The organism is Bradyrhizobium sp. P2_E8 (assembly GCF_056403875.1).
This window is the reverse complement of sequence record NZ_JBFUES010000012.1, coordinates 1-22,651: the sequence shown is the minus strand read 5'-3', so window position 1 is coordinate 22,651 and position 22,651 is coordinate 1. Positions and strand designations below refer to the sequence as shown.

The following is a 22,651-nucleotide window of genomic DNA, read 5'->3' as shown; positions in this document are numbered from 1 at the left end:
AGTCGGTGAAGCTGACGGTTTTTCCGATCAGCCCGTCGGCCTGCGACAGCGATTGCGAAGACAGCAGCGCATCCAGCTTGGTGTTGGTCTGCATGGCCTGCTCGACCGTCGAGAGCTGGGCGAACTGGCTCATATATTGCGAGGTATCCATCGGATTGGTCGGATCCTGGTTCTTCATCTCGGCGACGAGAAGCTGAAGAAAGGTATTGTAGTCGACGCTGTTGCTCGACGTGGACGTCGTGGAGCTGGTCGAACTGGACGACTTGCTGGTGCTGTCGGTCGCGCTGGTAACGTTCATCTAGCCTCTCCGCTGTCAGGCAGCCTCGAATGGGATGTCGGTGGCGACGCCGGCCAGGATGGCCTGCTCCACCGGGAACAGCGCCCGGATCCGCTTGAGCGCTTCGAAGTAACGGGTTGCCCCGACCAGCTCGTCGATCGCGACAAGCCCTTCCAGCATCTCGCGGCTTTCGCACACCGCGACCAGGGCCGCGTGGTGCTGGCCGTAGAGCGCCGCGGCATCGCTGACATCGGTCGGGTTCATCAGCATGAGCTGGACGATGAAATAGAGCTGCCGCATCGCCGTGGTGGCGTCGGAGGCCTGCATGATCTGCCCTTCGAGCAGAAACATCACGTCGTTGACGAGCTCGACGGAGACCTTGCGGTCCACGCGCAGCACCGCGCCGTTGATGTAAATCCGTTCGCCCGCCCGCAAGGAGATCTTCATTAAAGAGCGTCTCGGATCAAGCGGTTGATTTCGATGAGCTGCGTCACGTCGCCCGACCTCTCCTCGCGAAGGCGATCCGCCTCCTTGACGACCCACAAGCCGATCGAAATGATGTCGGCGCGCAGCTTGTCCGGGAGTCCGTTTTCCGGGTGCGCGAGATCCTCGATGAAGATCGTCCACAGCCGGCGCACATAGAGCAGGCTCTCGACCAGATCCTCGAAACTGAAGCGCCCTTTCTGGATCCGCTCGAGCCGGTCGATGCCGAGGCTGAGCGCCTGTCGCTCGCGGCCTCTGGCCTCATAGCCGCTCTCGTCAACGACCGCTTCATAGGCTTCAAACGTCATCAGTACCACTCTGCGCAGGAAACTGGATAACAAGACAAAGGGTGCGAACCTTGCAAATGAACGTGGCTCAGAGATAGTTGATGAGGCTGATCTTCTGGAGCTGCGAGGTCAGCGCCAGCGCCGTCTGGATCTGGGTCTGCAAGGTGTTGACCCGGACCGCGGCTTCCGCCGGATCGACCTTCTCCATACCGACGATCTGATTGTTGAGAATGTCCTGCTGCGCCTTGAGCTTGTCGTTTGCGGAGGTGATGCGCTGCTGGACCGTGCCGACGCTGCCGCCGAGCGTAGCAAGATCCGTGATGGCGTTACCAACGAGGCCGATGGCCTTGTCAACGACGACCTGGAACGTCTCTTGGCTCAGTTTCGCGTTCCCGAGATCCGCCATCATGGTGTAAGCCTCGGCGAGCCTGCGGAAGCCGATCTGGTTGGCGCTAACGGACGTATCGGCGATCTCGGTCGTGGAAATACGGCTTTGCATGACCTGGTCGGTGGCCGATGACCAGTTGGTGTTCCAGGCCGGGCTCGCGAACTCGGCATCGAAGGTGGTGTTGAGAAAGGTCTGCATCTGGGTCGCGGTAATGCTGCTGACGCTCGCTGAGGATTGCGAGAAGCCGAAGGCCGCAAGGAAGTCGGCGTCGACCTGGTTCTTGCTGGCCGAGCCCGCGGTGTAGGTCGTGATCGGCGTGTTCTGCGTGTTGATGCCCGAGAAAAGATACGAGCCGTTGTACGAGACGTTCAGCGCGCCGATCAGGTCCTGGAGGTTGGAGGACGCAGGCGGCAGAATGATCCGCCCGCCGCCGTCGGTACTGCGGGCCGCGATCAGATCCTTGAGGAAGTCCGTTGCGGTCTTGCCGAGCTGGGTGATCCGGGTTTGCGTCGTGTCGAGGCGTCCCGAGACGAGCTCGTTGGTATCGACGAGCTGATCGGCGAAGCCCCAGTCCGCCCGCAGGGTGAGGTCGCTTCCGGTCGTGGCACCAAGCTCGAGGCCAACATCGGCGAAACGGCTGGTGGTCGCCTCCTTCGACGCCTTGCTCAGCGCAGCCTGGTTGTTCGTGATCGAGGACCTCAACGACGAAGACAGCATCAAGGTCGAGATGTAGTTCGCGCTCATCATGGCTTAATTCCCCACGGCGGCCAGCAGGCTCTGCAACATTTCGTCGACGGTCGAGATGATCTTCGACGAGGCCGAATAGGTGCGCTCGACCTGAAGCATCAAGGACATCTCGTCGTCCATGTTGACGCCGCTGACGTTGGACAGCGCCGCGGTGCTGCGGTCGAGCAGCGTTTTCTGGTAGCTGACGTTGGAGTCCGCGGTCTTGCGCTGGTTTTCGATCCAGCTCGTCGACGACGACGCGAAGTCGATCAAGCTGCCACTCGGCTTGCCTTGCGTGGTTGCATCGAACGGCTGCGACGCATCCATGTTGCCGATGAGCTGCTGTAGCCGGACCGAGTAGCCAGCGTTGCCGGCGGTGTTGTATCGATAAGCCGGGTTGCCGCTGATCGCGCCGTCGCGCAGCAGGTTCGGGTTGCCGCCCAAGGCCGGATCGACGGAGGCGGCGACCGTAATCGAGCCGGCGAGACCGACCGATACCGTCGCACTCGCTGGCATCGCCGGCGCGCCGGGATATGTGAACAGGCCGGGCCTGTCGGCCAGGGTCGGGACGGGTGACTGGTCGCTTTCCTTGAACGCATTGATCAAACCGCGCGCGACTTCGTCGAGCTGGCTCTGGTATGTGACCGTATCATTGTCGCGCAACTGGGCGAGGCCCGCGAGCTTGCCCGACTTCAGCGGCATCACGGAATTGGCGCCGGTCACCGGCACACCGTCGATATAGACCGCGTTGCCCGTGGTGCCGGGCGTATAGACGTTGGTCGCGGTGAAGCTCACCGTTCGCGCCGACTTGTCGAACAGCACGACGCCGCTGTCGGTGTAGAGCGCCGCGTCGCCGTTAGGTCGGAGCGACATGGTGACGCCGAGTTCCTGCGACAGCTGCGAGACAATGTTGTCGCGCTGATCGAGATAGTCGGTGATGTCGTCGCCGGAGACCGTGCCCTTCATGATCTCGGTGTTCACGGTCTGGAACTGGGTGAGCAGCTGATTGATGTTTTGAACCGACGTTTTCATGTCGGCATCCGCGCCCTCACGAACCGACTGCACGGTCTGGGTCGCCTGATTGAGCGCGGTCGCCATGTCCTTGGCGGACGTGACCGCCGCCTGCGCCAGCGTGGTGTTGTCCGGGGCGTTGGCATACTGCTGCAGCGCCTTCTTCAGCGCATTGAGCTGCGCCGTCGGCGACTGGTCGAGCTCCGTATCGTCCACCGTGGCAGATGCGATCTTCTGGAGCCCGTCATAGATCGCGTTCTGCTTGGCCGACGACGAGGTCGCGACCAAGACGTTGTTGTAGAGACCCGAGCTGGCGGCGCGCTGGATCGCCGCCACATAGACGCCGGCCCCGGGGAGGTTGTCCAGCACGGCAATCTTGCGCGAATAGCCGGCTGCGCTGGCACCGGCAATGTTGCGCGAGATGGTCGAGGACTGGATACCCGACGCCATGAGCGAAGCGCGGGCGGAGTCGAGAGCGGCGGTAAGGGACATGATTTGCTCTGGCCCAGGATGAGCGCTTGAGGATTCAGCGCTTCAGGTTGACGACGACGTCCAGAAGGTCGGAGCCGGTCTGGAACGTTTTCGAGTTCGCAGTGAAGCCGCGCTGCGCCTCGATCATCCCGGTGAGTTCGTCCGCGAGATCGACGTTGGAATCTTCCAGGGCGCTGGACTGGACCGTACCGAGCCCGCCGGTGCCGGCATTCGCGACCTGCGCATTGCCTGAATTCATGTTGGTCGAATAGACGTTGCCCGGCTCCGGCGTCAGATTGTCCGGGCTCGCGACGTCGGCGAGCATGATCGTAGAGAGCGTCAGCTGCTGCCCGTTCTTGAGGGTGGCTGTCACGTGACCCGCGTCGTCGACATTGACCTTGTCGATGGCCGAGGGGACGCTGCCGTTGACGGTGGCCTTGAAGCTGAAGTCGGTGCCGACCTGCGTCATGTTCGACAGGTTCATGGTGAGCGCCGCGCCGCCGGGGACGGTTACGGTGAGACCCGTCGGGCTCGCGGCGGCCAGCGCACCTTTTCCGACCGCCGTGGTATCGAAGGTGAAGGTGGTTGCGGCAGCGAGTGAGGCACCGGTCGCGGAGTTGTAGAGCTGCACCTGCCAGGTGTCCGAGCCGGCAGCCGTCGCGGTGTGGGACATATACACGTCGAGCGTAACGGCCTGGCCGATATTGTTGTAGGCCACGATCGAGCTTTTCGATGAATATGACGCCGGACCCGGCGGGCCGGCAATGACAGCCGCCTTCGGATCCAGATTGCCGGTCGTGAGCGTTCCCGCCGTCGACGGCACGGGCACCTGCGAGACCTGCGCGACGTTCACGATCTGCATTCCCGAGAGGCTGTTCTGCGAGAAATTGGTCACGAGGCCGGGCTGTCCCAGAAGGTAGAAGCCGGCCGCGTTGACCAGATTGCCCTGGGCGTCCGGCACGAACGAGCCGGCTCGCGTCAGAAACTGCTGCGTATTGTTGGCGTTCGACACCACGAAGAAGCCGTTGCCCTGGACGCGGAGGTCCGTGGTCGACGTGGTGAACTGCGTATGTCCCTGGTCGCTGATGGCGTAGCGAACGGTCGTCTCGACGGCGCCGGAATCGTAATTGCCCGATCCGCTCTTCAGGATCAGCGAGGAGAATTCGGTGGAAGCCCGCTTGTAACCGGTCGTGTTGACGTTCGCGATGTTGTCCGAGACCGTCGACAGCTTGTTGGACTGCGCAGACATGCCGGAAACGCCGGTGCGCATAACACCATACAGGCTCATGGATTGGGCTCCTTTGGTAGGTTGCAGTTACAATGAGGGTTCTTGCTTGCGCGGGGCTGATGATCGGGAACCATGCACAACTTCCTGTTGTCAGGTTGTCTTCGGCTGACAGAAGGATCGCGCCTTGTCGGTCCACGCGCCGAAGCCGCTCGAGACGAGGTGAGCCACGATGTGACAGACATAGCGCTTCTGCGCCGGCTGGTTGTTCGGGCCTGCGTTGTATCGGGCGACCGCCATGGTCCAGCTTCCCTCGCGCTGCTTCAGTTCCTTCAGGAAGCGTGCGGCGTAGTCGACGTTCTTCGCGGGGTCGAACATCGCACGCACCGAAGCGAACTTGTCGCCGTGATAATAGTGGTTGATCTGCATGCAGCCGAGGTCGATCAGCTTGATGCCCTTGCTGCGCATCGCCTCGAAATTCGCGATCGCGTCGTTCATGTCCTTGGCGAACACGGTCTGGCCGTCGGCGCCGAGCGCGTAAGGGTGGAGCGAACCGCGCCGTCCGGTCTCGGTGAGGCCGACCGCATAGAGAATGCCGAGCGGAATCCCGTGCTGCTGGGACGCACGCGCCATCTCGCGCTCGCAGGGGCGCGCGCCGTCGGCGGCCGCCTCGGCGGCGCCGGCGTTACAGATAAACAGGGCCGCGACGAATCTGCGGCGCCACGTCCTGGTCATGACGCGTCTCCTGGTTGGACTGGCGCTCCTGCCGGGCCTGTCTCGCATCGCCGTCCGATTGTCCCGACGACGTGCCGGCGCCGTCGAACGTGCCTTGCGACTGTGACGAGGGCTGTTGCTGGCCCGAGAACTGCGGCTGCGACTGGCCGGAGCCGCTCTGGAATCCGTCCAGCGAGCCGTGCTGCACGGGCGCGACGTCGGCGACATAGCCGGCCGACTGCATCAGCTCGCGGATCGAGTCGCGCTGCTGGTCCAGCATCTGGCTCGTGTCCTTGCGTTCGGCCGCGAGATGGATGGAGACCTCCGAGCCGACGAGGCGGAGGCGCACGGTGACATTGCCGAGCGACGGCGGTTCGAGGCTGACGGTCAGGATCTTGAGCGGCTGGTCCGGCGCATTGGTCTGGGACGTCGCGAGATCGGGGGCTGCGGACGCCGCCGGCGCCGAGGATTCCTTCAGCTCGGTAACCACCGCGTTGGCGACCTGTTGCGGCGCGTTGAACTGCGCCGGGGGCAGATGGGTCTCCTGCTGGACCACGGTGACCTTGGTCGCCTCGGGCAAAGCGTCCCGGGTCGAAGCCTTGACGGCGCGTTCGACATTGGCCGTGACGGCCTCGAAGCCCGGCGTCGCGGGCATTGCTTTTGACGAACTCTCGTTGCCCTGCGGCGCGGCGGCCGCCACCTGCGAAGCCGCGGCCTGTGAGCGCGCGCCTGTCGGACCGGCAGGGGGCGGCGCGGAATCGGCGATGGCGACCTTCGCCATGCCCGTCGCCTGAACCTCGCCCTTCGTCGTGGAGGAGCGCTCGTCGCGCGCGGGCGCGTCCTTCCTGTCCCCAGCCGGTGACGGCACCTGCAGCTTCACGGCCGGCACGGCGGCGAGCTCCTGTCCGACGATCGCGGGAATGCTCGGCCGGCTCGAAACGTCCGCCTTCGCGGCCTGGTCGACCGGACCTTGCGTCTCCGACGACTCGTCGGTGTCCTGGTCGGACGACTTGTGACTGGACTTGGCGTCGTCGGCCGCCTCGGTGCGTTCGTTTACCGCCTCGTCCTTTCCGGCCGGATGCGCGAGGTGCGTGCGCAGCGTTCCGGCCTTCACGGTCGTATCGCCGCCTTCGTCTTTGAGCGCCCGCTTGGCCAGGTTCGAGACGGTGTGGAGCAGATCGTTGAACGACGAATCCGCATGCGATTTTGCCCCGGCGCTCTTCGCCGCGCGCGACGTCCCGCGCATATTGAGGCTCTCGGCGAGCCCCGAAAAATGTCCGGCGGTTCCGCTGAGCTTGGTCATGGGCGGCGATCCCTGGTGAGAAGTTCGAGTTCGCCGAGCTCCTTCCGCGCACGCGCGAGAGCCGCGGTCGATGAGGCGAGGTCGAGACGCGCCGGCGTGACCGGAGGCTTGTCGGCGGTGGCGGCAGATCCGCCCGCGAACGGTTTGCGAACATCGAGCGCGAGCTGGACCGTTGCATTCAGCAGGGGAACGTCGCGCTCGGGCAGCTTCGACCGGTCGAGCGCCTTCAGCTCGGCGAGACCGCCGTCATATTCGTCGGTGAGCACCCGCGAGGCGCCACGGAAGAAATGCGCACGCTCGCGCTCCGCCGAGGCGTCGGCGCTGAGCGTCAGCGCCCGCTCGCCGGCAAGCCGGGTCACGGCCATCCGTCCACGCACCATCGCACTGCGCGCGATCACGAGATAAAGCTTGAGGCGGCTACTGCGATCGATCTGCTCCAGCATGGTGACGATCCGCGCAAAGCGGCGCTCGTCGAGAGCGAGGCTCGATTGCGTCAGGCCGGTGGAGAAGCGCTGCCAGAAATCGCCGGCATAGACCGAGTTGCGGTAGTGGCGGATATAGGCCAGCGTCAGGAACTCGAACTTGTCGAAATCCTCGGCCTGCCCGACCAGCAGGATCTCGCGCCGCAGCGCCGCCTCCTCCACCAGCGTGCCGGGCAGGAGCAGGCGCGCGTCGTCCAGACGCTCGATCGCGAGCGAGGCCTCGGTGCGGGCAAACAGCGCGCCCTGGACCAGCGCGACCTGTCCGCCCAGACCCGACGGAATCGTCCTGGGCTTGACGTCCTTGAGCAGCTCGCGCGCTTCCTCTTGCCGGCCCTCGACATAGGCGAGCGCGCCGTCGAACAGCCGTCCGTCGACGTTCATCTTGTCGCGCGGCAGCTTGCGGACCAGTTGCGGAGCGCCGCCGCTGAGCAGGTAGATGACGACGGCCTGGCTGTTCTGCGGGTTGCTCCACACGCTCGCATCGGCGGCGAGAAATTTCTCGCCGATCTGCCGGATCAGCGCGATGTGGCCGCCATGCGCCGCGGTGTCGCCGTTGGCGATGCCGTCCTGCACGGCCTGCAATGCGYGCACGAGCTCATAGGGTTCACCCGATGTCGACGCCGGAGCCGGCGCCGGATCGGCAAGCGCGCGTGCCGCCGCGAACGGCAGCAGCACCAGCAGGGCGGCACGGAGGAGCGGCCTGATCAAGGGCGCTTCTCCCGGATCAGGATCTCGATCCGGCGATTTTGCGCAGCCGCCGGGTCGTTCGGAAGTTTCGGCCGCCGGTCGGCGTAGCCTTCGACATGCTCGATCCGCTGCGCATCGACGCCGGAGCGGACCAGCATGTAATAGGCCATCTGCGCACGTGCCGTCGACAGCCGCCAATTGTCGTAGGTTTCCGACTTGTACGGCCGATTGTCAGTGTGGCCGCGGACGATGATCATGCCCTGGCGTTTCATCAGCAGCGGCCCGATCTTGTCGATCACGCGGATGAGCTCGGGCCGCGGTTCGGCCGAGCCGACCGCGAACATGCCGAAGCTCGCATCGTCGGTCAGGCTGACCAGCAGACCTTCCTCGACCTGACGCACCTCGGCCGCCGGTCCCGCGCCCGCCTTGATGTCCGACAGCGCATCCGCGATCGCGGACTGAAGCTGCTTGACGGTCGGCTGCTGCGTTTGCGCGGCGTCGCGCGGTTCGGAATCCTTCGACGTATCGCCGGGGCGCCCTTGCGCAGCGGCACTGGCCTGAGCACCCGGCTGCGCGTTCGCCTGCGCGCTGCCTTCGCGCGAAGACTGCGACGGCGCGGGTCCGGGCGGCAGCAGGGGCGACAGGCTTGCGGACGACGCATCGGCGTTCGGCGCCACACTTCCACCGGCATCATCCGCCTTGGCACGGCGCGCCTGCGGCTCGCCCTGGCCCGTCCCGGCCGCGTTGTCGCGCGCGGACGCATTCGGCTTGGGCTCGCTGTCGATGAAGCGATCCGAATCCTTCGACGCCTGCGGCGCCAGTTTCCAATAGCCGGGATCAAAGGGATCGCGGTAGGCGTCGCCGCCCTTGAGGCCATCCTCTTCCGCGGACGTCAGCGCGCCGGCGCGGCGCTGGCCCGAGGCCTGGTTCGCGCTATTGGCGATCTCGGCAAGCGTCGCATAGGGATCGCGGAACAGAACCTTCTCTTCGAAGGAGGCAGGCTTCTCCGCCGTCGGCGAGTCTCCGCGACGTTCTTCGTTCGGCCCGGCCGGCTGACGCTTGCCGTCCTGGCCCTCGAACGAGGTCGGTTCCTTTTTGGAGAGATCCTTGAGGCCCTTCGGGGCGGGTGCGTTCTCCGCGAGCTTGATCGGATTGAAATAGCTCGCGACCACCTGCTTCTGGTCCTGGTTGAGCGCGTTGAGCAGCCACATGACCAGGAAGAACGCCATCATCGCGGTCATGAAGTCCGCATAGGCGATCTTCCATACGCCACCGTGATGCGCCTCCTCGGCGAACGCGCTGCGCCGGCGGACGATCACGAGCTCTTGCTTGACCTCCTCCATGGCGGGCTACCGGCGTGCCTCGTTCAGGCGCTCGCTCCAGGCCGCGATCTTCGTCTCGATCACGGTCTGGTCGGCGACGACGCGAACCTCGAAAGTCTCGGCGGCCTCGTACTCGATGCCCGTTCGCCGGGCCGTCTCGAGCTGCGTCTTCACCAGGTCAAGCAGTTCGCTCGGGCCGGTGATCTTGAACACCGGCACCGGCGAGTTGCCGGTCAGCGCCGCGATTTGCTCGACCAGCGACCCGATCGCCTTGTCGCGGACCGCATCGGCGAGGAACGGAAGCAATATTCGGGCAACGGAGCTCGCAATGTTGGTCTCGATCTCGCGGCAAGCCGCCTCGAAGCCGCTCACGATCGTGACCGCCTGCTGGTCGGACCATTTGGCCCGCTCCTCGCCGAGCCGGATCGCGCTGCGCACGCGTTCCTCGGCAACCCTGGCATCGCCTTCCGCAACGCCGGCGGCATGGCCGCGCCGGTAGGCATCGTCCAGGAGATTGGCCGGCGGGGCTTCCGTCGCGGGCGCCGGAGGCGGCGATTGAAACTGCGGCTGCGAATGAGCCTGAGGCTGCGGTTGAGGTTGCGGCTCGCGCCGGACCTCCTTCGGCCTGGTCAGCACGTCCTGGATCTTGGGCGGCGGAGGCGGCGGCGGTGACTTGACCCGGCCGTTCGCGTCGAACTGCGTCAGGAGTTTTCCGATTGCCGCGTTCATGCCGCCTCCTCGCGTCGCATCCAGTCTTTAAGGATCGCTGCTGCCTGGGCCTGATCAAGCCGGACGATCTGCTCCAGCCGCTTCTGCGGCGTGCGCTGCATCTTGCCTTCGAGGTCCTCGACGAGGTTGAGCTCGGGGTCCTGACTCTCGGCCAATGCAAGGGCTGTGGCAGCTTCAAGCTCAGCGGCCTCCGCCGCCTCGGTCTGCGCCTGCGCCGCGCGGTGGGTCAGGATGCCGTTGACCGCGGGGCGAAGGCCGAACCAGACCAGCATCGACGCCACGGCCAGGATCGTCACCGCGTTGATGACACTGCCGAGCTGCTTGTTGATCATCTCGACGAAGCTGATCGGCGGCACCGGCGCCAGTTCGCGCGAGCCTTCGATGAAGTCGACGGCCGTGACCTGGATCTGGTCGCCGCGCTGCTTGTCCAGTCCGCCGGCGGTCGCCGCGAGCTGGCTGATCTCGGCGAGCTTGCTGTCGACGATGGCCTGGTTGCTCTTGTCGCCGAGATCGGCGACGAGGCGCGCGCGGTTGATCAGCACGGCGATGAAGAGCTTCTTGACCAGATAGCCGTCGCTTACCGTCGTGGTGGTCTTGGACGACACCTCGAAATTGGTGACGTCCTCGCGGCGGGTCTTGTCCTCGCTGGAGTTCTTGCTGCCGCCGCCGTTCACCTGCTGATCGGGAAGGTTCTGCTGCACCGTGGTCGGCGTCGAGCGGTCCGCGTTCTGCGACGACTCCTTTTCGCGCACGTTCCGCACGGAACGCTCGGCGCGGCTCTCCGGATCGTAGACGGTCTCGTTGGTCTGCCGCTTGTCGGTGGAGAGCTGCGGCGCGACGCTCACCTCGAAATTGTCGAGACCCAGATACGGCGTCAGCGCCTTGCGGATGTTCTCCTGCACCATCCCGCCGACCGTCTTCTGGAGGCTCGCCATCTTGGTCGGCGCAGCGGTGGCCTCGTCCTCTTCGGCCAGCAGCATCGAGCCGTCGGCATCCAGCACCGTCACCTTGTCGCGGCTCATGCCGGGGATGGCGGCCGCGACGAGATGGCGGATCGACTGCGCCGTGCGCGCCTCGATCGCGCCGTCAGTGCGTAGCACGACCGACGCCGAGGGCGGCTGTTGCGTCGCGCGGAACGAGCCGCGCACCGGCATCACGATATGCACCCGCGCCGCCTTCACGCCCTTCATCAGCTGGACCGTGCGCGCGATCTCGCCTTCGAGGGCGCGCAGTTTCGTGACTTCCTGCATGAACGAGGTCAGGCCGAGCGAGCCGATCTTGTCGAACAGCTCGTAGCCGGAATTGGCGCTGGTCGGCAGCCCCTTCTCGGCGAGCAGCATCCGCGCCTGCATGGTCTGGCTCGGGCGCACCGAGACGGCGTCTCCGGCCGTATTGACGTCGAAGGCAATATTCTGCTCGCGCAGGGCAGCGCCCATGCGCGTCACATCTTCGCGGGAAAGGCCGGTATAGAGTGTCTCGAATTCAGGCCGGCTCAGATAATAGGCGCCGCCGACGACGGTGACGAGAACGGCAAAGCCGATCAATCCCAGGGCCATCAGGCGTCGCGGCCCAAGCTCCAGCAGATTGTTGAGCAGTTGCTGTATCTGCGCACGACTGAACAGCATGTGACCTCGTACCAATGCGAACATATGGGACACTCCGCTGCCAACCTTGTCTGAAGGTTGCGCAGGAACACGAATGTGTCGGTTCGCGGGCGAGGCGTTGTAATTTTACAAGAAGTCGGGGGACGCTATCGCGCGGATCGGCAACAGGTGCACGGCCGGACGCATCGCGGCGCGATCGGCTGCGGCGTGTTGCTTGAAATCTGGCGTCAGGAGATCGATTGCGGGCACATCTTGTGCCGTCATATCCGCCGTCATGGCGGAGACCGTGCTCCCTTGGGAGCACGGCCGATTTCGAAGCCGCGGCTTAGCGGAACAGCGACAGGATGCTCTGGCTGTTCGCGTTGGCGATCGAGAGCGCCTGAACGCCGAGCTGCTGCTGGGTTTGTAGCGCCTGCAGGCGCGTCGATTCCGCGTTCATATCGGCGTCGACGAGCTGGCCGACACCGCGGTCGACGGAGTCCATCAGGGTCTTGACGAATTCCGTGTTGGTCGCGAGGCGGTTCTTGACGGCACCGAGATTGGCGGCGGCCGATGCCACCGTGTTGATCGCAGTGGTGACCTGCGCAATGTAGGCATCGAGCGTGGCCTGGTTCGCCGCCGAGTCGGTCAGCGCACTGATGCTCATGTTGTCGACCGACGCGAAACCGGTCGTGCTGTTGCCGGTCACCGTATCCAGGATGCCGGTCTGGGTTGCGCCGCCGGTGGTGTAGAGCGCGTAGCTGGCGGTCGTCACGGTGATGGAGCCGATGGTGGGCGTACCGCCGACACGCGAGTACGACGACACGAGGTTGAAGCTCGTCGGCGTGGCCGAGGAACCGGTCGAGGTGTTGATGCTCAGCCAGTTGATGCCGTTGAAGGTCGCCGAGTTGGCCTTGAGCTTCATGTCCTGCTGGATCTGGGTGATGTCAGCCTGGATCTTGGTGCGGTCGATGCCGGCGGTCTTGGCTTCGACCAGCAGCGCCTGAAGCTTGGTCAGACCGCCGGTCTTGTCGCCGATAACCGAGGTCAGAGCGGTATATTCGGTGTCGACGGTCGCGGACGACAGACCGAGCGAGTCGGAGATGGCGGAGAGCGCGGCGTTGTCGGAACGCATCGACGTCGCGATCGACCAGTAGGCAGCGTTGTCCGAAGCGGTCGAGACACGCTGGCCGGTCGAGATCCGGTTCTGCGTGGTCGCGAGCTGCGAGCTGACGTTGCGGAGGGTCTGCAGCGCGGTCATTGCAGACGAGTTGGTGAGCAGACTAGAACCCATTTTGATGTCCCTTTGAAGATTGAATTGTGTTTGGGGGACATACCGGGCTTGCACCGGTACGACAGGGCGGCGTCATGCCTTTGGGCCGCGGAAATGCGGTGAAGGGCCCAACCTGTCGTAGCGGAGAGGTTACCCGCCGAAGCTTGTGCGAGGCTTGTGGCTCTGTGACCCCGCTGCAACAGCGGGGCAGGATCATGGCGTGGACGCAGCGTCACGCCAGACAAAAAAGGGCCGCGCTTCGCGAGAAGCGCGGCCCTCCCCCAGACGAGTTGAGGTTTAGCGGAACAGCGACAGGATGCTCTGGCTGCTGTTGTTGGCGATCGAGAGCGCCTGCACACCGAGCTGCTGCTGGACCTGGAGGGCCGCAAGGCGGGTGGACTCCTTGTTCATGTCGGCGTCGACGAGCTGGCCGATACCGCGGTCCACGGAGTCCATCAGGGACTGGACGAATTCCGTGTTGGTCGAGAGGCGGTTCTTGACGGCACCGAGATTGGCGGCGGCCGATGCCACCGAGTTGATCGCAGTGGTGACCTGCTTGATGTAGCCATCGAGCGTGGTCTGGTCAGCCGCCGAGTCGGTCAGCGCGCCGATGGCGATCGTGTCGACCGACGCAGCGGTCGAGCCGGTGCCGGTCACCGTGTCCAGGATGCCGGTCTTGGTTGCGCCGCCGGTGGTATAGAGCGCGTAGTTGGCGGTCGTCACGGTGATGGAGCCGATGGTGGGCGTACCGCCGACGCGCGAGTACGACGACACGAGGTTGAAGCTCGTCGGCGTGGCCGTGGACGAGCTCGAGGTGTCGATGCTCAGCCAGTTGATGCCGTTGAAGGTCGCCGCACCGGCTGTGGACTTCAGCTGCTGCTGGATCTGGGTTATGTCAGCCTGGATCTTGGTGCGATCAACACCGGCGGTCTTGGCTTCGACCAGCAGCGCCTGGAGCTTGGTCAGACCGGAGGTGCTATCGCCGATAGCCGTGGTCAGAGCGGTGTATTCGGTGTCGACGGTCGCGGCCGACAGACCGAGCGAGTCGGAGACCGCAGCGAGCGCGGCGTTGTCGGAGCGCATCGACGTCGCGATCGACCAGTAGGCGGCGTTGTCCGAAGCGGTCGAGACGCGCTGGCCGGTCGAGATGCGGTTCTGCGTGGTGGAGAGCTGCGAGCTGACAGACCGGAGGGTCTGGAGCGCGGTCATGGCGGTCGAGTTCGTAAGCAGGCTTGACATTGCGAATGTCCCTTTATGTACGCGTTACATTTTCACGAGGGGACATACCGGGCTTGCACCGGTACGGAGGGGCGGCATCATGCCTTTGGACTGATGTGGGTGGGGTCCAACCCGCCGTGACGCATTGCTAGCACGCGAAGTCTTGCCGCCAGATTAAGGTTGGCTTGAATTCCGCTGTGAAATCATATGGTTAACATTACCCGCCGCTAACCATAAGCGGGTACTTCTCGCTAACCATAACCGGCCGGCCGGCGATCGCCGCTGCTACGAGAACGACCGCACCAGTCCGGAGGCCAGCAGGTTCCAGCCGTCGATCAGCACGAAGAACAGCATCTTGAACGGCAATGCGATAATCGTCGGCGGCAGCATCATCATGCCCATCGACATAGTCAGCGTCGCCACGATCATGTCGATGACGAGGAACGGCAGCATGATGAGGAATCCGATCTCGAACGAGCGCCTGAGCTCGGAGATCATGAAGGCCGGAATGATGACGCGCAAATCGATGCGCTTGTCGTCGAACTTCTTGCGGAAGCTCTCCGCGGCGAGCGCCTCGAAGGTCTGGAGATCCTTGTCGCGGACATGCGCCAGCATGAACTCGCGGAACGGATCGGTGATCTTCAGATAAGCCTCTTCCTCCGAGATCTCGTTCTTCATGAGCGGCTGGACGCCGGTCTCCCAGGCGCGGTCGAAGGTCGGTGCCATCACGTAGAACGTCATGAATAGCGCGAGGCTGACCAGAACCAGATTGGCCGGCGTGGTCTGGAGGCCGAGGCCGGAGCGCAGGAACGAGAGCGCGACCGCAAACCGCGTGAAGCTCGTCACCATGATGAGCAGTCCCGGCGCCACCGACAGCACAGTGATCAGCGCCATCAGCTGGATGATGCGGCCGCTGGTCGAGCCGTTTCCGGGCGGCAGCAGCGAGTTGAGGTCCGGAATCTGGGCGAATGCCATCTCGGGCAGCACCACCAGAATCAACGCGAGCAGCAGGACTCTCAATTTCACTGAATCACCAACGTCTCAATGATCAATTCGCGCACCTTGCCCGAAGAGCGGACATTGGCGCGTTCGGCGAGGTCGTCGCGCAGATGCTGGAGCCCGCGCGATCCCTCGAACTGCGTGACCGAGGCCGACCGCAGATAGGTGACGATGTCCTCGCTGATATGGGCGGCCAGGATGCCGGCGTCCTCGTCGCTCATGCTCTCGGTCACCATGGAGGCCTCGACACGGGCCCAGTTGTTGGCCGGCGCGCCGAGATTGGTCACGATCGGGGACAGTTTTCGAAGCCGCGCGCTGCCGGCGTAGCTCGACGCAAGCGGCGGCGGCGTGGCGCTCTTCTTCGCGTCGGCGACGCGCTCGGCGGCCGCAAACAGATGCAGGCCGGCAAGGGCACCGGCACCGATCGCGACCAGGGTCAGCGCCAAAATGGCGGCAATCAGGCGCATCAGGTCCCCTGCCCTCGCGACGCGGCCCGGCCGGCGCGAACCTCAGAACGGTGCCACGGCGTCATAGATCCGATGTCCCCATCCAGGCTGCTGCACGTCCGACAGATTTCCGCGACCACCATAGGATACGCGCGCCTCCGCGATCTTCTCGTAGGAGATCGTGTTGGTTCGCGAGATGTCGCGCGGACGCACGATGCCGCCGACATTGAGCACGCGCATCTCGGTGTTGACGCGGAACTCCTGCGAGCCGCTGATCATCATATTGCCGTTCGGCAACACGTCGGTGACGATCGCGGCGATGGACAGCTTGATGTCCTCGGTGCGATCGATCTGGCCGTTGCCCTTGACTTGGGTGTTGGTGCTGAGGTTGGCGGTGGCCTGGCCCTTGTCGGCCCATCCGGCGACGTCCATCAGCCAGTCGAGCCCGAACTTGATCTGCGAATCGCGCGAGCGGTCGGTCTTGTTGTCGAGCTTGGCCTTGTCCTGCATCGAGATGATCACCGTCACGACGTCGCCGGTGCGCCGGGCACGGGGATCGCGATAGAGATCGGTGCCGTCGTCCCAGGTCGAGCGATAGCTGACCGGCGTACGCACGCGGGGCGTCACCGGGATCGGGTCGGCCTGGCTCCGCAGGCCGCTGCCGACCGGCGACAATCGCGGACCGGTCAGGACTTCCGCCGGATCACCGACGCATCCGGCAAGCATCAAGAGCGGCAGGATGAGGATCAGATTCTTCATCTACTTCGTCTTTCCGTCATCCACGCGGCGCATTCCGCCGAGCAGGTCGGCGAGGTGCGCGGCGCGCGCCGTATCCATCTCGTTGAAGATCGCGCTCGAGCTCCTCGGGCTGAGCTTGGCGAGCACGGCGGCGGCGGTCTCGTCCGCCATGCCGGCGATCTGGGTGGCGGCAGCATCCGGCTTCATGCGCGAATAGATCTCGACGACCTGCGCCTCGGCCTTCTTCAGGAAGTCGTCGCGCAGCGCCATCCACTTCTCGTATTCGGCGCGTTTGGCCTCGACCTCGGCGATGCGCTCGCGGAGCTGGTTCTCGGCCTTCTCCAGCTCCTTGAGCTGCCAGGCCAATCTCGCATCGACGGCGGGATCGGCCACGTTGCTGCAGAACAGGGCGATCTCGTTGTCCGCGGTCGCAGCGGCCGGCGGCGGTGCGGGCTTTGGCGGCGCCGTGACGCTGCCGGGCTTGGCCGGACGTACGGGCGCGGGTGCAGGTGCCGGTGCAGGCGTCTCGGAAGCCGGCACCGCACCGGTGATCGCCGGTCCGGTATCTTCGGCCGCCCATGCCGTCGCCCGGATGGACGCGTTGTCGCCCGCGACCGGCGCGCGCGGCTTCTGCGGTCCGGGCGCGCGGGCGCGCGCGAAGGAGAGCAGGTTGAGCGGCTTCGACGATTTGGCCTCATCCAGCGCCAGCACGGGCGAGGCGCCCGCGAGCGCCGCGGCCGCGACCAGGAGGAGGAGTTTGGCTTTGTGATCCAGCTTCAGCATCGGGCCGCGTGCGATTCTCGGTCGAGACCTCAGCATTGGGCGACCAAGCTTGCCCGACGCTTATGCATCATTGGACGATGACGTCGGCCTGGAGCGCGCCGGCCGTCTTGATCGCCTGGAGGATCGCGATGATGCCTGATGGCTTGAGGCCGATCTGGTTCAGCCCGCGCACCAGGCGCTGGAGATCGACACCGCTCAGGATCGCCACCTGCGAGCCGGCCTCGTTGGCCTCGACCACGGTCTGCGGAACGACCACGGTCTGCCCGCGCGAGAACGGCGCCGGCTGCGACACCACGGGCATCTCCGTGACGCGGACCGTCAGATTGCCGTGCGTCACCGCGACCGTCGATATTCGCACGTCCCGTCCGATCACCACCGTGCCGGTGCGCTCGTTGATCACCACCCGCGCCGGCGTGTCCGGCTCGACCGTTAGTTCGCCGATTTCGGCGAGGAAGCGCACCGGACCGATATGGCGCGGCTTCGACAAGACGATGGTGCGGTAGTCGCGCTCGAAGGCGATCTGCGCGCGATAGCGGCCGCCGGCGTAGCGGTTGATCGCATCGAGGATGCGCGTTGCGGTGACGAAGTCCGRGTTCTTGAGCTCCAGCACCAGGAATTCCATCTCATGGAGGCTTCCCTGCACCTCTCGCTCGACCAGCGCGCCGTTCGGAATGCGGCCCGCGGTCGGGGTGCCCTGGCTGACGTTCTGCGCCTGACCTCCCACGCTGTAGCCGGCGACCGTGACCGCGCCTTGCGCCACCGCATAGACCGCACCGTCCGCCGCGCGCAGCGACGTCATCACCAGCGTACCGCCGAGCAGCGAGGTCGCATCGCCGAGCGACGACACCGTCACGTCCATCCGCTCACCCGCCCCGATCGAAGGTTGCAGGTCCGCGGTCACCATCACGGCCGCGACGTTGCGCGTGCGCAGGGTGGTCGGACGCGCGGGATTGGTGGTGCTCGTGGTCTCGTTCCTGACATTGATGCCCATGTTCTCGAGCATCGATTGCAGGGACTGCTCCGTGAACGGAGCGTTGCGAAGCGTGTCGCCGGTGCCGTTCAGACCGATGACGAGGCCGTAGCCGATGATCTGGTTTTCGCGCAGCCCCTTGATGTCCGCGATGTCCTTGATGCGGACGGCGGCCTGAGCGCTGGCGGCGGAAGCGATAAGGACAAGCGCAAGCAGGAGCCTGGTCATGATCCGTCCACGACCTTGACGGTGCCGTCCGGCTGGACCACGCCCCTGATGATCACGCCGGTGTCGGTGTTTCGCACCGGAATCAGCGCGCCGGCGGCGCCCGATTGCATCGCCGAGCCGTAGGTGACGATCGACAGGCCGCTGTCTTCGACAACGACCTTGACCATGGCGCCGCGGGCGACGGTCCAGGGGTCTTCGACCGAATTGGTCGGGATGGGCTGGCCCGGCAGCAGCGCGCGCCGGGCCATGCGGCCGACCAGGACCTGTCGTCCTTCGATGAACATGGCGACGCCGAGCAGGTTCGGCGCGAAGGCGCGCTCCGTGATCATGTCGTCCCGGATCAGCTCGCCGGCGCGGATCGACACGGCCGGCACGGGAAGCCGCTTCTCCTCGGCCGCAGCGACGCGCGCCGAGACGAGAACCAGCAGCACGGCGGCCAACCCGCGCATGATCAGGCCCACCCTGTTCAACATGGACACACCGGAACTAGCGAAGGCCCTTCGATACGGTCGAGGCCATTTCATCCGAGGCCTGGATGACCTTGGCATTCATTTCGTAGGCGCGCTGCGCCGATATCAACTCGGTGATTTCCTTGACCGGATCGACGTTCGAGGCTTCGAGATATTGCTGGTTGATCTTGCCGTAACCGGAATCGCCCGGCAGGCCGACGACGGGCGTGCCGGACGCCGTCGTCTCGCGGTACAGATTGCTGCCCAGCGGCTCGAGGCCCGCCTCGTTGGCGAAGTTGGCGAGGTTGAGCTGACCGATTTGCCGCGGGTTCACTTCCGTGTCCAGCTTGGCGAACACCTGCCCGGTCTGGTTCACCGTGACCTGAACAGTGCCCTGCGGGATCGTGATCGCGGGATCCAGCAGATAGCCGTCCGTCGTGACGAGCTGGCCGTTAGGATTGGGGCTGAACGCGCCGGCACGGGTGTATTGCACTTCGTTGTTCGGGCCCAGCACCTGAAACCAGCCGCGGCCGTTGATCGCGAGGTCGTAGGGGTTGCCGGTCTGCGTGAGCGTGCCCTGAATGTGCAGCTTGCGGATCGCCGTCGACTTGACGCCGAGGCCGAGATTGGAGCCTTCGGGGATCGGCGACGAACCGTTGACGTTGGCGACGCCCTGCATGCGGTCCATCTGGTAGAACAGATCGGTGAATTCCGCCCGCGCCCGCTTGTACGACGTCGAGTTGATGTTGGCGATGTTGTTGGCGATGACTTCGATATTGGTCTGCTGGGCATTCATGCCCGTGGCCGCAATGGCAAGCGATTTCACAATGTGACTCCTTCAGATCAAATCGACATACGAACGACTTCTTGGTAGGCCTGCACGACCTTGTCGCGAACCGCGACCGCCGTCTGCAAGGCCTGCTCGGCCGACATCAGCGCCTCGACGACGCGCCGCGTCGATTCCTTGCCCTGCATCGCCGAGATCGACGCCGCCTCGCCCGCCTTCAGCGTGCCGATCGCGTCCGTCGTCACCTGCTTCATCACCGAATCGAAGCCGGCGTCGCCGCCGGACTGGATCGCGGTCGGCGCCGCGGGCGAGATCGCCTGCGCCTCGGTTGCGCGGCTCGCCGCCTGGCCTGCGGAGATCGCCGTGGACGAAATTGCCTCAAGCATTGTCAGCTCCTCAGAAGGTCGATGGTCATGCCCAGCATCGACCTCACCTGTTTCACGACCTGGAGATTGGCCTCATAGGACCGGTTGACTTCCCGCATGTCGGCCATCTCGATCATCATGTTGACGTTCGGCAGCTTGACGTAGCCGGACTTGTCGGCGGCGGGATGCCCCGGATCGTACTCGACGCGGTACGGCGTGGTGTCGACGCCGACCTCCTTGACTTTCGCGAGCTGCGCACCCGAGGCACGGTCCAGCGCGGCGTCGAAGGTGATCGTCTTGCGCTGATACGGATCGGCGCCGGCGGTCCGCCCCGTCGAGGTCGCGTTGGCGAGGTTTTCCGAGACGATGCGCATGCGCGTCGACTGCGCTTCGAGCCCCGAGCTCGCGACCGTCAGGGAGGCGCTCAGTGAGTCCAGCATGTCAATTCACCTCAGGTCTTCGTGCTCGACAGCAGCATGCGGTGGAACGACCGCACGACCGCCGAGTTCATCGAGTAGTCACGGTTGACGTCGCTACCCTTGATCATTTCCTGCTCGAGGCTGACGGAATTGCCGGAGTGGACCACTTCCCAGCTGTCCTTCTTGGCGGTCGCGCGCGTGTCGGTCTCTGCCGGGGAAAGCTGCATGTGCGTCGGCGACGTCGTCGCGAGCCGGACCGGCATTCCGTCGAGCACCTTGTTGAACGGCTCGACGTCGCGCGCCTTGAAGCCCGGCGTATTGGCGTTGGCGACGTTGGTGGCGATGGTCGACTGGCGGAGTTCGAGATACCGCGCTTGCGACGATGCGAGTTCGAAGAGATAAAGCGGTCCCACGACAGCCCCATTCTGGTCCATTCGAGGAGAAGCCTAGGGCGTTAAGCTTTCGTCAAGCTGTTGGGCGAAGCACCATCCTCGGAAATCTACTGGACCTTCTCGGGCCGCGTCGTCTGCTTCGACTGGAGAAAGTAGATGATCTCGGCGACGGGCCGGAAGAATTCGGCCGGAATCACCTGATCGACCTGAACGGCCTCGTAGAGCGCGCGCGCCAGCGCCTTGTTCTCGATCACGGGGATCCTGTTCTTCTCGGCCACTTCGCGGATCTTCAGCGCAATCACGTCCATGCCCTTGGCTACCACGAGCGGCGCCGGGTTTTCCTCGCGGTTGTAGCGCAGCGCGATCGCAAAGTGCGTCGGGTTTGCGATCACCAGCGTCGCGCGCGATGCGGAGGCGATCATCCGCTGTCGCGAGCGGTCGCGCGCCAGCGAGCGCAGGCGCGCCTTGATCAGCGGATCGCCTTCGGCCTGCTTGTGCTCGTCCTTGATTTCCTGCCGGGTCATACGCAGCTGGCGCCGCCAGTGGAAGCGCGCCCAGGCGAGATCGATCGCGACCAGGACGATGGTCGCGATGCAGATCGCCGAGACGATCCGCATCGCGATGCTGAGAATCATCTCCGGCAGCGCGACCGGATCGGTGTACATCGCCTCAAACGCCCTTGCTTCGGACGAGCGCAGCACGAAGGCGACGACGGCGGTCACCGAGGCGAGCTTGAACAGCGACTTGGCGAACTCGACGAGGCCCTGTGTTCCGAACAGCCGGTTCCAGCCGCTGATCGGGGAGATTCGCGAAAGGTCCGGCATGATGCGCTGGAGCACCAGGCTGGGCGCGTTCTGCAGCAGCGACGATGCCAGCCCGAACACGAGCAGGATGACCACCAGCGGCACCAGGAATCGCAGCGCCTCGAGTCCCACCACGGTGAGGAGGTTCTGCGCGTCCGCCCCGGTGCTGAGCGGGAAGCCCTCGGGATCGTCGAGGAGGTTCTTCAGGGTCGGCGTCAATCGCTGCACGCCCTGACCGATCAGGAACATCTGAATCACCATCAGCGCCGCCATCGACGCGAAGATGGAAGCCTCCCGAGAGACCGGGATTTTGCCCTCTTCGAGCGCATCGCGGACTTTCTTCTCGGTCGGCTCTTCTGTCTTGCTCTCCTGATCGGATGTTTCTGCCATGCCCGTTCAGCGGTCAGCGGAAGACCAGCTCATCCTCCTGCTCGGGGTTGAGCTCGATTTCGCCCTTCTCCGCGAGGTCGAGCGCGAGATCGGTGATCACGCGCCGCGCCTCCAGCACGTCGCGCTGGTTCGACGGCTCGCCGATGGCGAGCTCGTGCTCGACGACGCGGCGGACGCGCGATGCGACCGAGGACAGGATCAGCTCGCGGAAATTCTTGTCGGTCCCCTTCAGTGCGACGACGATGCGATCGGTCGGCACCTGATCGAAGATCATGGTGCGCGCCTTCGGCGTCAGGTGGATCACGTCGTCGAAGGTGAACAGCAGCTCCTTCAGCACTTCGGCCGACTTCGGCCGCTTCTCCGACAGGCTCCTCAGCATGTCCTCGATGTGGCCGCGCTCCATCTTGTTGATGATGTCGGCGACGCGGGCATAGGTGTCCGCACCGAGGTTGCGGGCGAAGTTCAGCGTCAGATCCTCGTGCAGCGTCTTCTCGAGGACCCTCATGGCATCGTCGGCGATCGGCTTGAGGCTGAGAACGCGCCGCATCAGCTCGTTGCGCAGGCTCGAGGGAAGCTGACTCATGACCTTGGCGGCGCAGGCCGGCTTGACCTTGGACAGGATGAGGGCCGCGGTCTGCGGATGCTCCTTGGAGAGGTAGCTCGCGAGCGAGTTTTCCGACACCGACGAGACGCGGTCCCACAC

General features: G+C 64.8%; 26 protein-coding genes. All 26 read right to left on the bottom strand.

The window, feature by feature from the left end; translation table 11 throughout:
* Positions 1–298: flagellar hook capping FlgD N-terminal domain-containing protein (locus AC1D00_RS01615; RefSeq protein ID WP_477009427.1), on the bottom strand; the 298-nt coding region annotated here is incomplete at its 3' end.
* A gap of 15 nt (positions 299–313) precedes the next feature.
* Complete coding sequence (flbT, locus tag AC1D00_RS01610; protein WP_477009426.1) at positions 314–724, bottom strand: flagellar biosynthesis repressor FlbT; 411 nt, start codon at positions 722–724, stop codon at positions 314–316.
* Positions 724–1,068 carry a flagellar biosynthesis regulator FlaF gene (flaF, locus tag AC1D00_RS01605; RefSeq protein WP_167770978.1) on the bottom strand — a complete coding sequence of 115 codons (345 nt, stop codon included), beginning with the start codon at positions 1,066–1,068 and terminating at the stop codon, positions 724–726. Before flaF ends, flbT begins: the two co-directional genes overlap by 1 nt.
* A 67-nt stretch (positions 1,069–1,135) precedes the next feature.
* Entirely contained in the window at positions 1,136–2,182 is a 1,047-nt protein-coding gene (locus AC1D00_RS01600) for a flagellar hook-associated family protein (protein WP_404553419.1), read from the bottom strand.
* A 3-nt stretch (positions 2,183–2,185) separates the two neighbouring features.
* Entirely contained in the window at positions 2,186–3,664 is a 1,479-nt protein-coding gene (gene flgK, locus AC1D00_RS01595; protein WP_477009425.1) for a flagellar hook-associated protein FlgK, read from the bottom strand.
* A 34-nt stretch (positions 3,665–3,698) separates the two neighbouring features.
* Positions 3,699–4,931: a flagellar hook protein FlgE gene (locus AC1D00_RS01590; protein WP_135175733.1), complete on the bottom strand. Its 1,233-nt coding sequence runs from the start codon at positions 4,929–4,931 to the stop codon at positions 3,699–3,701.
* A 90-nt stretch (positions 4,932–5,021) separates the two neighbouring features.
* A complete protein-coding gene (locus AC1D00_RS01585) occupies positions 5,022–5,603 on the bottom strand; it encodes a transglycosylase SLT domain-containing protein (protein ID WP_477009424.1) in 582 nt (193 codons plus the stop codon).
* Complete coding sequence (fliK, locus tag AC1D00_RS01580) at positions 5,554–6,885, bottom strand: flagellar hook-length control protein FliK (protein WP_404553414.1); 1,332 nt, start codon at positions 6,883–6,885, stop codon at positions 5,554–5,556. The genes AC1D00_RS01585 and fliK overlap by 50 nt, the downstream gene beginning before the upstream one ends.
* Complete coding sequence (locus AC1D00_RS01575; RefSeq protein ID WP_477009423.1) at positions 6,882–8,075, bottom strand: chemotaxis protein; 1,194 nt, start codon at positions 8,073–8,075, stop codon at positions 6,882–6,884. The genes fliK and AC1D00_RS01575 overlap by 4 nt, the downstream gene beginning before the upstream one ends.
* A complete protein-coding gene (locus tag AC1D00_RS01570; RefSeq protein WP_477009422.1) occupies positions 8,072–9,397 on the bottom strand; it encodes a MotB family protein in 1,326 nt (441 codons plus the stop codon). Before AC1D00_RS01570 ends, AC1D00_RS01575 begins: the two co-directional genes overlap by 4 nt.
* Before the next feature lie 6 nt (positions 9,398–9,403).
* On the bottom strand, positions 9,404–10,105 hold the full coding sequence (locus AC1D00_RS01565; protein WP_477009421.1) for a hypothetical protein: 702 nt from the start codon (positions 10,103–10,105) through the stop codon (positions 9,404–9,406).
* Entirely contained in the window at positions 10,102–11,730 is a 1,629-nt protein-coding gene (fliF, locus tag AC1D00_RS01560; protein WP_477009420.1) for a flagellar basal-body MS-ring/collar protein FliF, read from the bottom strand. Before fliF ends, AC1D00_RS01565 begins: the two co-directional genes overlap by 4 nt.
* A gap of 304 nt (positions 11,731–12,034) precedes the next feature.
* The gene (locus AC1D00_RS01555; RefSeq protein ID WP_027546117.1) at positions 12,035–12,982 is read right to left on the bottom strand and encodes a flagellin N-terminal helical domain-containing protein; all 948 of its coding nucleotides are present in this window, start codon (positions 12,980–12,982) and stop codon (positions 12,035–12,037) included.
* Positions 12,983–13,258: 276 nt separating this feature from the next.
* A complete protein-coding gene (locus AC1D00_RS01550) occupies positions 13,259–14,200 on the bottom strand; it encodes a flagellin N-terminal helical domain-containing protein (protein WP_135175740.1) in 942 nt (313 codons plus the stop codon).
* A 264-nt stretch (positions 14,201–14,464) separates the two neighbouring features.
* On the bottom strand, positions 14,465–15,205 hold the full coding sequence (fliP, locus tag AC1D00_RS01545; protein WP_477009419.1) for a flagellar type III secretion system pore protein FliP: 741 nt from the start codon (positions 15,203–15,205) through the stop codon (positions 14,465–14,467).
* Positions 15,202–15,645: a flagellar basal body-associated FliL family protein gene (locus tag AC1D00_RS01540; protein WP_135175741.1), complete on the bottom strand. Its 444-nt coding sequence runs from the start codon at positions 15,643–15,645 to the stop codon at positions 15,202–15,204. Before AC1D00_RS01540 ends, fliP begins: the two co-directional genes overlap by 4 nt.
* 42 nt (positions 15,646–15,687) lie before the next feature.
* Positions 15,688–16,383, bottom strand: coding sequence for a flagellar basal body L-ring protein FlgH (gene flgH, locus AC1D00_RS01535; protein WP_027546113.1), 696 nt, complete (start codon positions 16,381–16,383; stop codon positions 15,688–15,690).
* Positions 16,384–17,145 (bottom strand): MotE family protein, encoded by a 762-nt coding sequence (locus tag AC1D00_RS01530; RefSeq protein ID WP_477009418.1) that lies wholly within the window; start codon positions 17,143–17,145, stop codon positions 16,384–16,386. It lies immediately after the preceding gene.
* 67 nt (positions 17,146–17,212) lie between these two features.
* Positions 17,213–18,343 (bottom strand): flagellar basal body P-ring protein FlgI, encoded by a 1,131-nt coding sequence (gene flgI, locus AC1D00_RS01525; RefSeq protein ID WP_477009417.1) that lies wholly within the window; start codon positions 18,341–18,343, stop codon positions 17,213–17,215.
* Positions 18,340–18,816 carry a flagellar basal body P-ring formation chaperone FlgA gene (gene flgA / locus AC1D00_RS01520; RefSeq protein ID WP_167770982.1) on the bottom strand — a complete coding sequence of 159 codons (477 nt, stop codon included), beginning with the start codon at positions 18,814–18,816 and terminating at the stop codon, positions 18,340–18,342. Before flgA ends, flgI begins: the two co-directional genes overlap by 4 nt.
* Before the next feature lie 13 nt (positions 18,817–18,829).
* The gene (flgG, locus tag AC1D00_RS01515; protein ID WP_135175745.1) at positions 18,830–19,618 is read right to left on the bottom strand and encodes a flagellar basal-body rod protein FlgG; all 789 of its coding nucleotides are present in this window, start codon (positions 19,616–19,618) and stop codon (positions 18,830–18,832) included.
* A gap of 17 nt (positions 19,619–19,635) precedes the next feature.
* The gene (gene fliE / locus AC1D00_RS01510; protein WP_404553405.1) at positions 19,636–19,965 is read right to left on the bottom strand and encodes a flagellar hook-basal body complex protein FliE; all 330 of its coding nucleotides are present in this window, start codon (positions 19,963–19,965) and stop codon (positions 19,636–19,638) included.
* A gap of 2 nt (positions 19,966–19,967) precedes the next feature.
* The gene (gene flgC, locus AC1D00_RS01505) at positions 19,968–20,384 is read right to left on the bottom strand and encodes a flagellar basal body rod protein FlgC (RefSeq protein ID WP_027546108.1); all 417 of its coding nucleotides are present in this window, start codon (positions 20,382–20,384) and stop codon (positions 19,968–19,970) included.
* A gap of 11 nt (positions 20,385–20,395) precedes the next feature.
* Positions 20,396–20,797: a flagellar basal body rod protein FlgB gene (gene flgB, locus AC1D00_RS01500; protein ID WP_135175747.1), complete on the bottom strand. Its 402-nt coding sequence runs from the start codon at positions 20,795–20,797 to the stop codon at positions 20,396–20,398.
* Between the two features lie 65 nt (positions 20,798–20,862).
* Entirely contained in the window at positions 20,863–21,948 is a 1,086-nt protein-coding gene (flhB, locus tag AC1D00_RS01495; protein WP_135175748.1) for a flagellar biosynthesis protein FlhB, read from the bottom strand.
* A 13-nt stretch (positions 21,949–21,961) separates the two neighbouring features.
* The coding region (locus AC1D00_RS01490) for a flagellar motor switch protein FliG (RefSeq protein ID WP_477009416.1) at positions 21,962–22,651 on the bottom strand (690 nt) is incomplete at its 5' end.

What these genes read in the sequence shown, in the direction of transcription:
- fliF (WP_477009420.1), bottom strand. Translation starts at nt 11,730, where the DNA reads ATGCTGTTCAGTCGTGCGCAGATACAGCAACTGCTCAACAATCTGCTG.
- flgC (WP_027546108.1), bottom strand. Translation starts at nt 20,384, where the DNA reads ATGCTGGACTCACTGAGCGCCTCCCTGACGGTCGCGAGCTCGGGGCTC.
- flaF (WP_167770978.1), bottom strand. Translation starts at nt 1,068, where the DNA reads ATGACGTTTGAAGCCTATGAAGCGGTCGTTGACGAGAGCGGCTATGAG.
- AC1D00_RS01590 (WP_135175733.1), bottom strand. Translation starts at nt 4,931, where the DNA reads ATGAGCCTGTATGGTGTTATGCGCACCGGCGTTTCCGGCATGTCTGCG.
- flgK (WP_477009425.1), bottom strand. Translation starts at nt 3,664, where the DNA reads ATGTCCCTTACCGCCGCTCTCGACTCCGCCCGCGCTTCGCTCATGGCG.
- AC1D00_RS01555 (WP_027546117.1), bottom strand. Translation starts at nt 12,982, where the DNA reads ATGGGTTCTAGTCTGCTCACCAACTCGTCTGCAATGACCGCGCTGCAG.
- AC1D00_RS01540 (WP_135175741.1), bottom strand. Translation starts at nt 15,645, where the DNA reads ATGCGCCTGATTGCCGCCATTTTGGCGCTGACCCTGGTCGCGATCGGT.
- flgH (WP_027546113.1), bottom strand. Translation starts at nt 16,383, where the DNA reads ATGAAGAATCTGATCCTCATCCTGCCGCTCTTGATGCTTGCCGGATGC.
- AC1D00_RS01565 (WP_477009421.1), bottom strand. Translation starts at nt 10,105, where the DNA reads ATGAACGCGGCAATCGGAAAACTCCTGACGCAGTTCGACGCGAACGGC.
- flgB (WP_135175747.1), bottom strand. Translation starts at nt 20,797, where the DNA reads ATGGACCAGAATGGGGCTGTCGTGGGACCGCTTTATCTCTTCGAACTC.
- AC1D00_RS01530 (WP_477009418.1), bottom strand. Translation starts at nt 17,145, where the DNA reads ATGCTGAAGCTGGATCACAAAGCCAAACTCCTCCTCCTGGTCGCGGCC.
- fliE (WP_404553405.1), bottom strand. Translation starts at nt 19,965, where the DNA reads ATGCTTGAGGCAATTTCGTCCACGGCGATCTCCGCAGGCCAGGCGGCG.
- flgA (WP_167770982.1), bottom strand. Translation starts at nt 18,816, where the DNA reads ATGTTGAACAGGGTGGGCCTGATCATGCGCGGGTTGGCCGCCGTGCTG.
- AC1D00_RS01550 (WP_135175740.1), bottom strand. Translation starts at nt 14,200, where the DNA reads ATGTCAAGCCTGCTTACGAACTCGACCGCCATGACCGCGCTCCAGACC.
- AC1D00_RS01585 (WP_477009424.1), bottom strand. Translation starts at nt 5,603, where the DNA reads ATGACCAGGACGTGGCGCCGCAGATTCGTCGCGGCCCTGTTTATCTGT.
- AC1D00_RS01600 (WP_404553419.1), bottom strand. Translation starts at nt 2,182, where the DNA reads ATGATGAGCGCGAACTACATCTCGACCTTGATGCTGTCTTCGTCGTTG.
- AC1D00_RS01570 (WP_477009422.1), bottom strand. Translation starts at nt 9,397, where the DNA reads ATGGAGGAGGTCAAGCAAGAGCTCGTGATCGTCCGCCGGCGCAGCGCG.
- flbT (WP_477009426.1), bottom strand. Translation starts at nt 724, where the DNA reads ATGAAGATCTCCTTGCGGGCGGGCGAACGGATTTACATCAACGGCGCG.
- fliK (WP_404553414.1), bottom strand. Translation starts at nt 6,885, where the DNA reads ATGACCAAGCTCAGCGGAACCGCCGGACATTTTTCGGGGCTCGCCGAG.
- flhB (WP_135175748.1), bottom strand. Translation starts at nt 21,948, where the DNA reads ATGGCAGAAACATCCGATCAGGAGAGCAAGACAGAAGAGCCGACCGAG.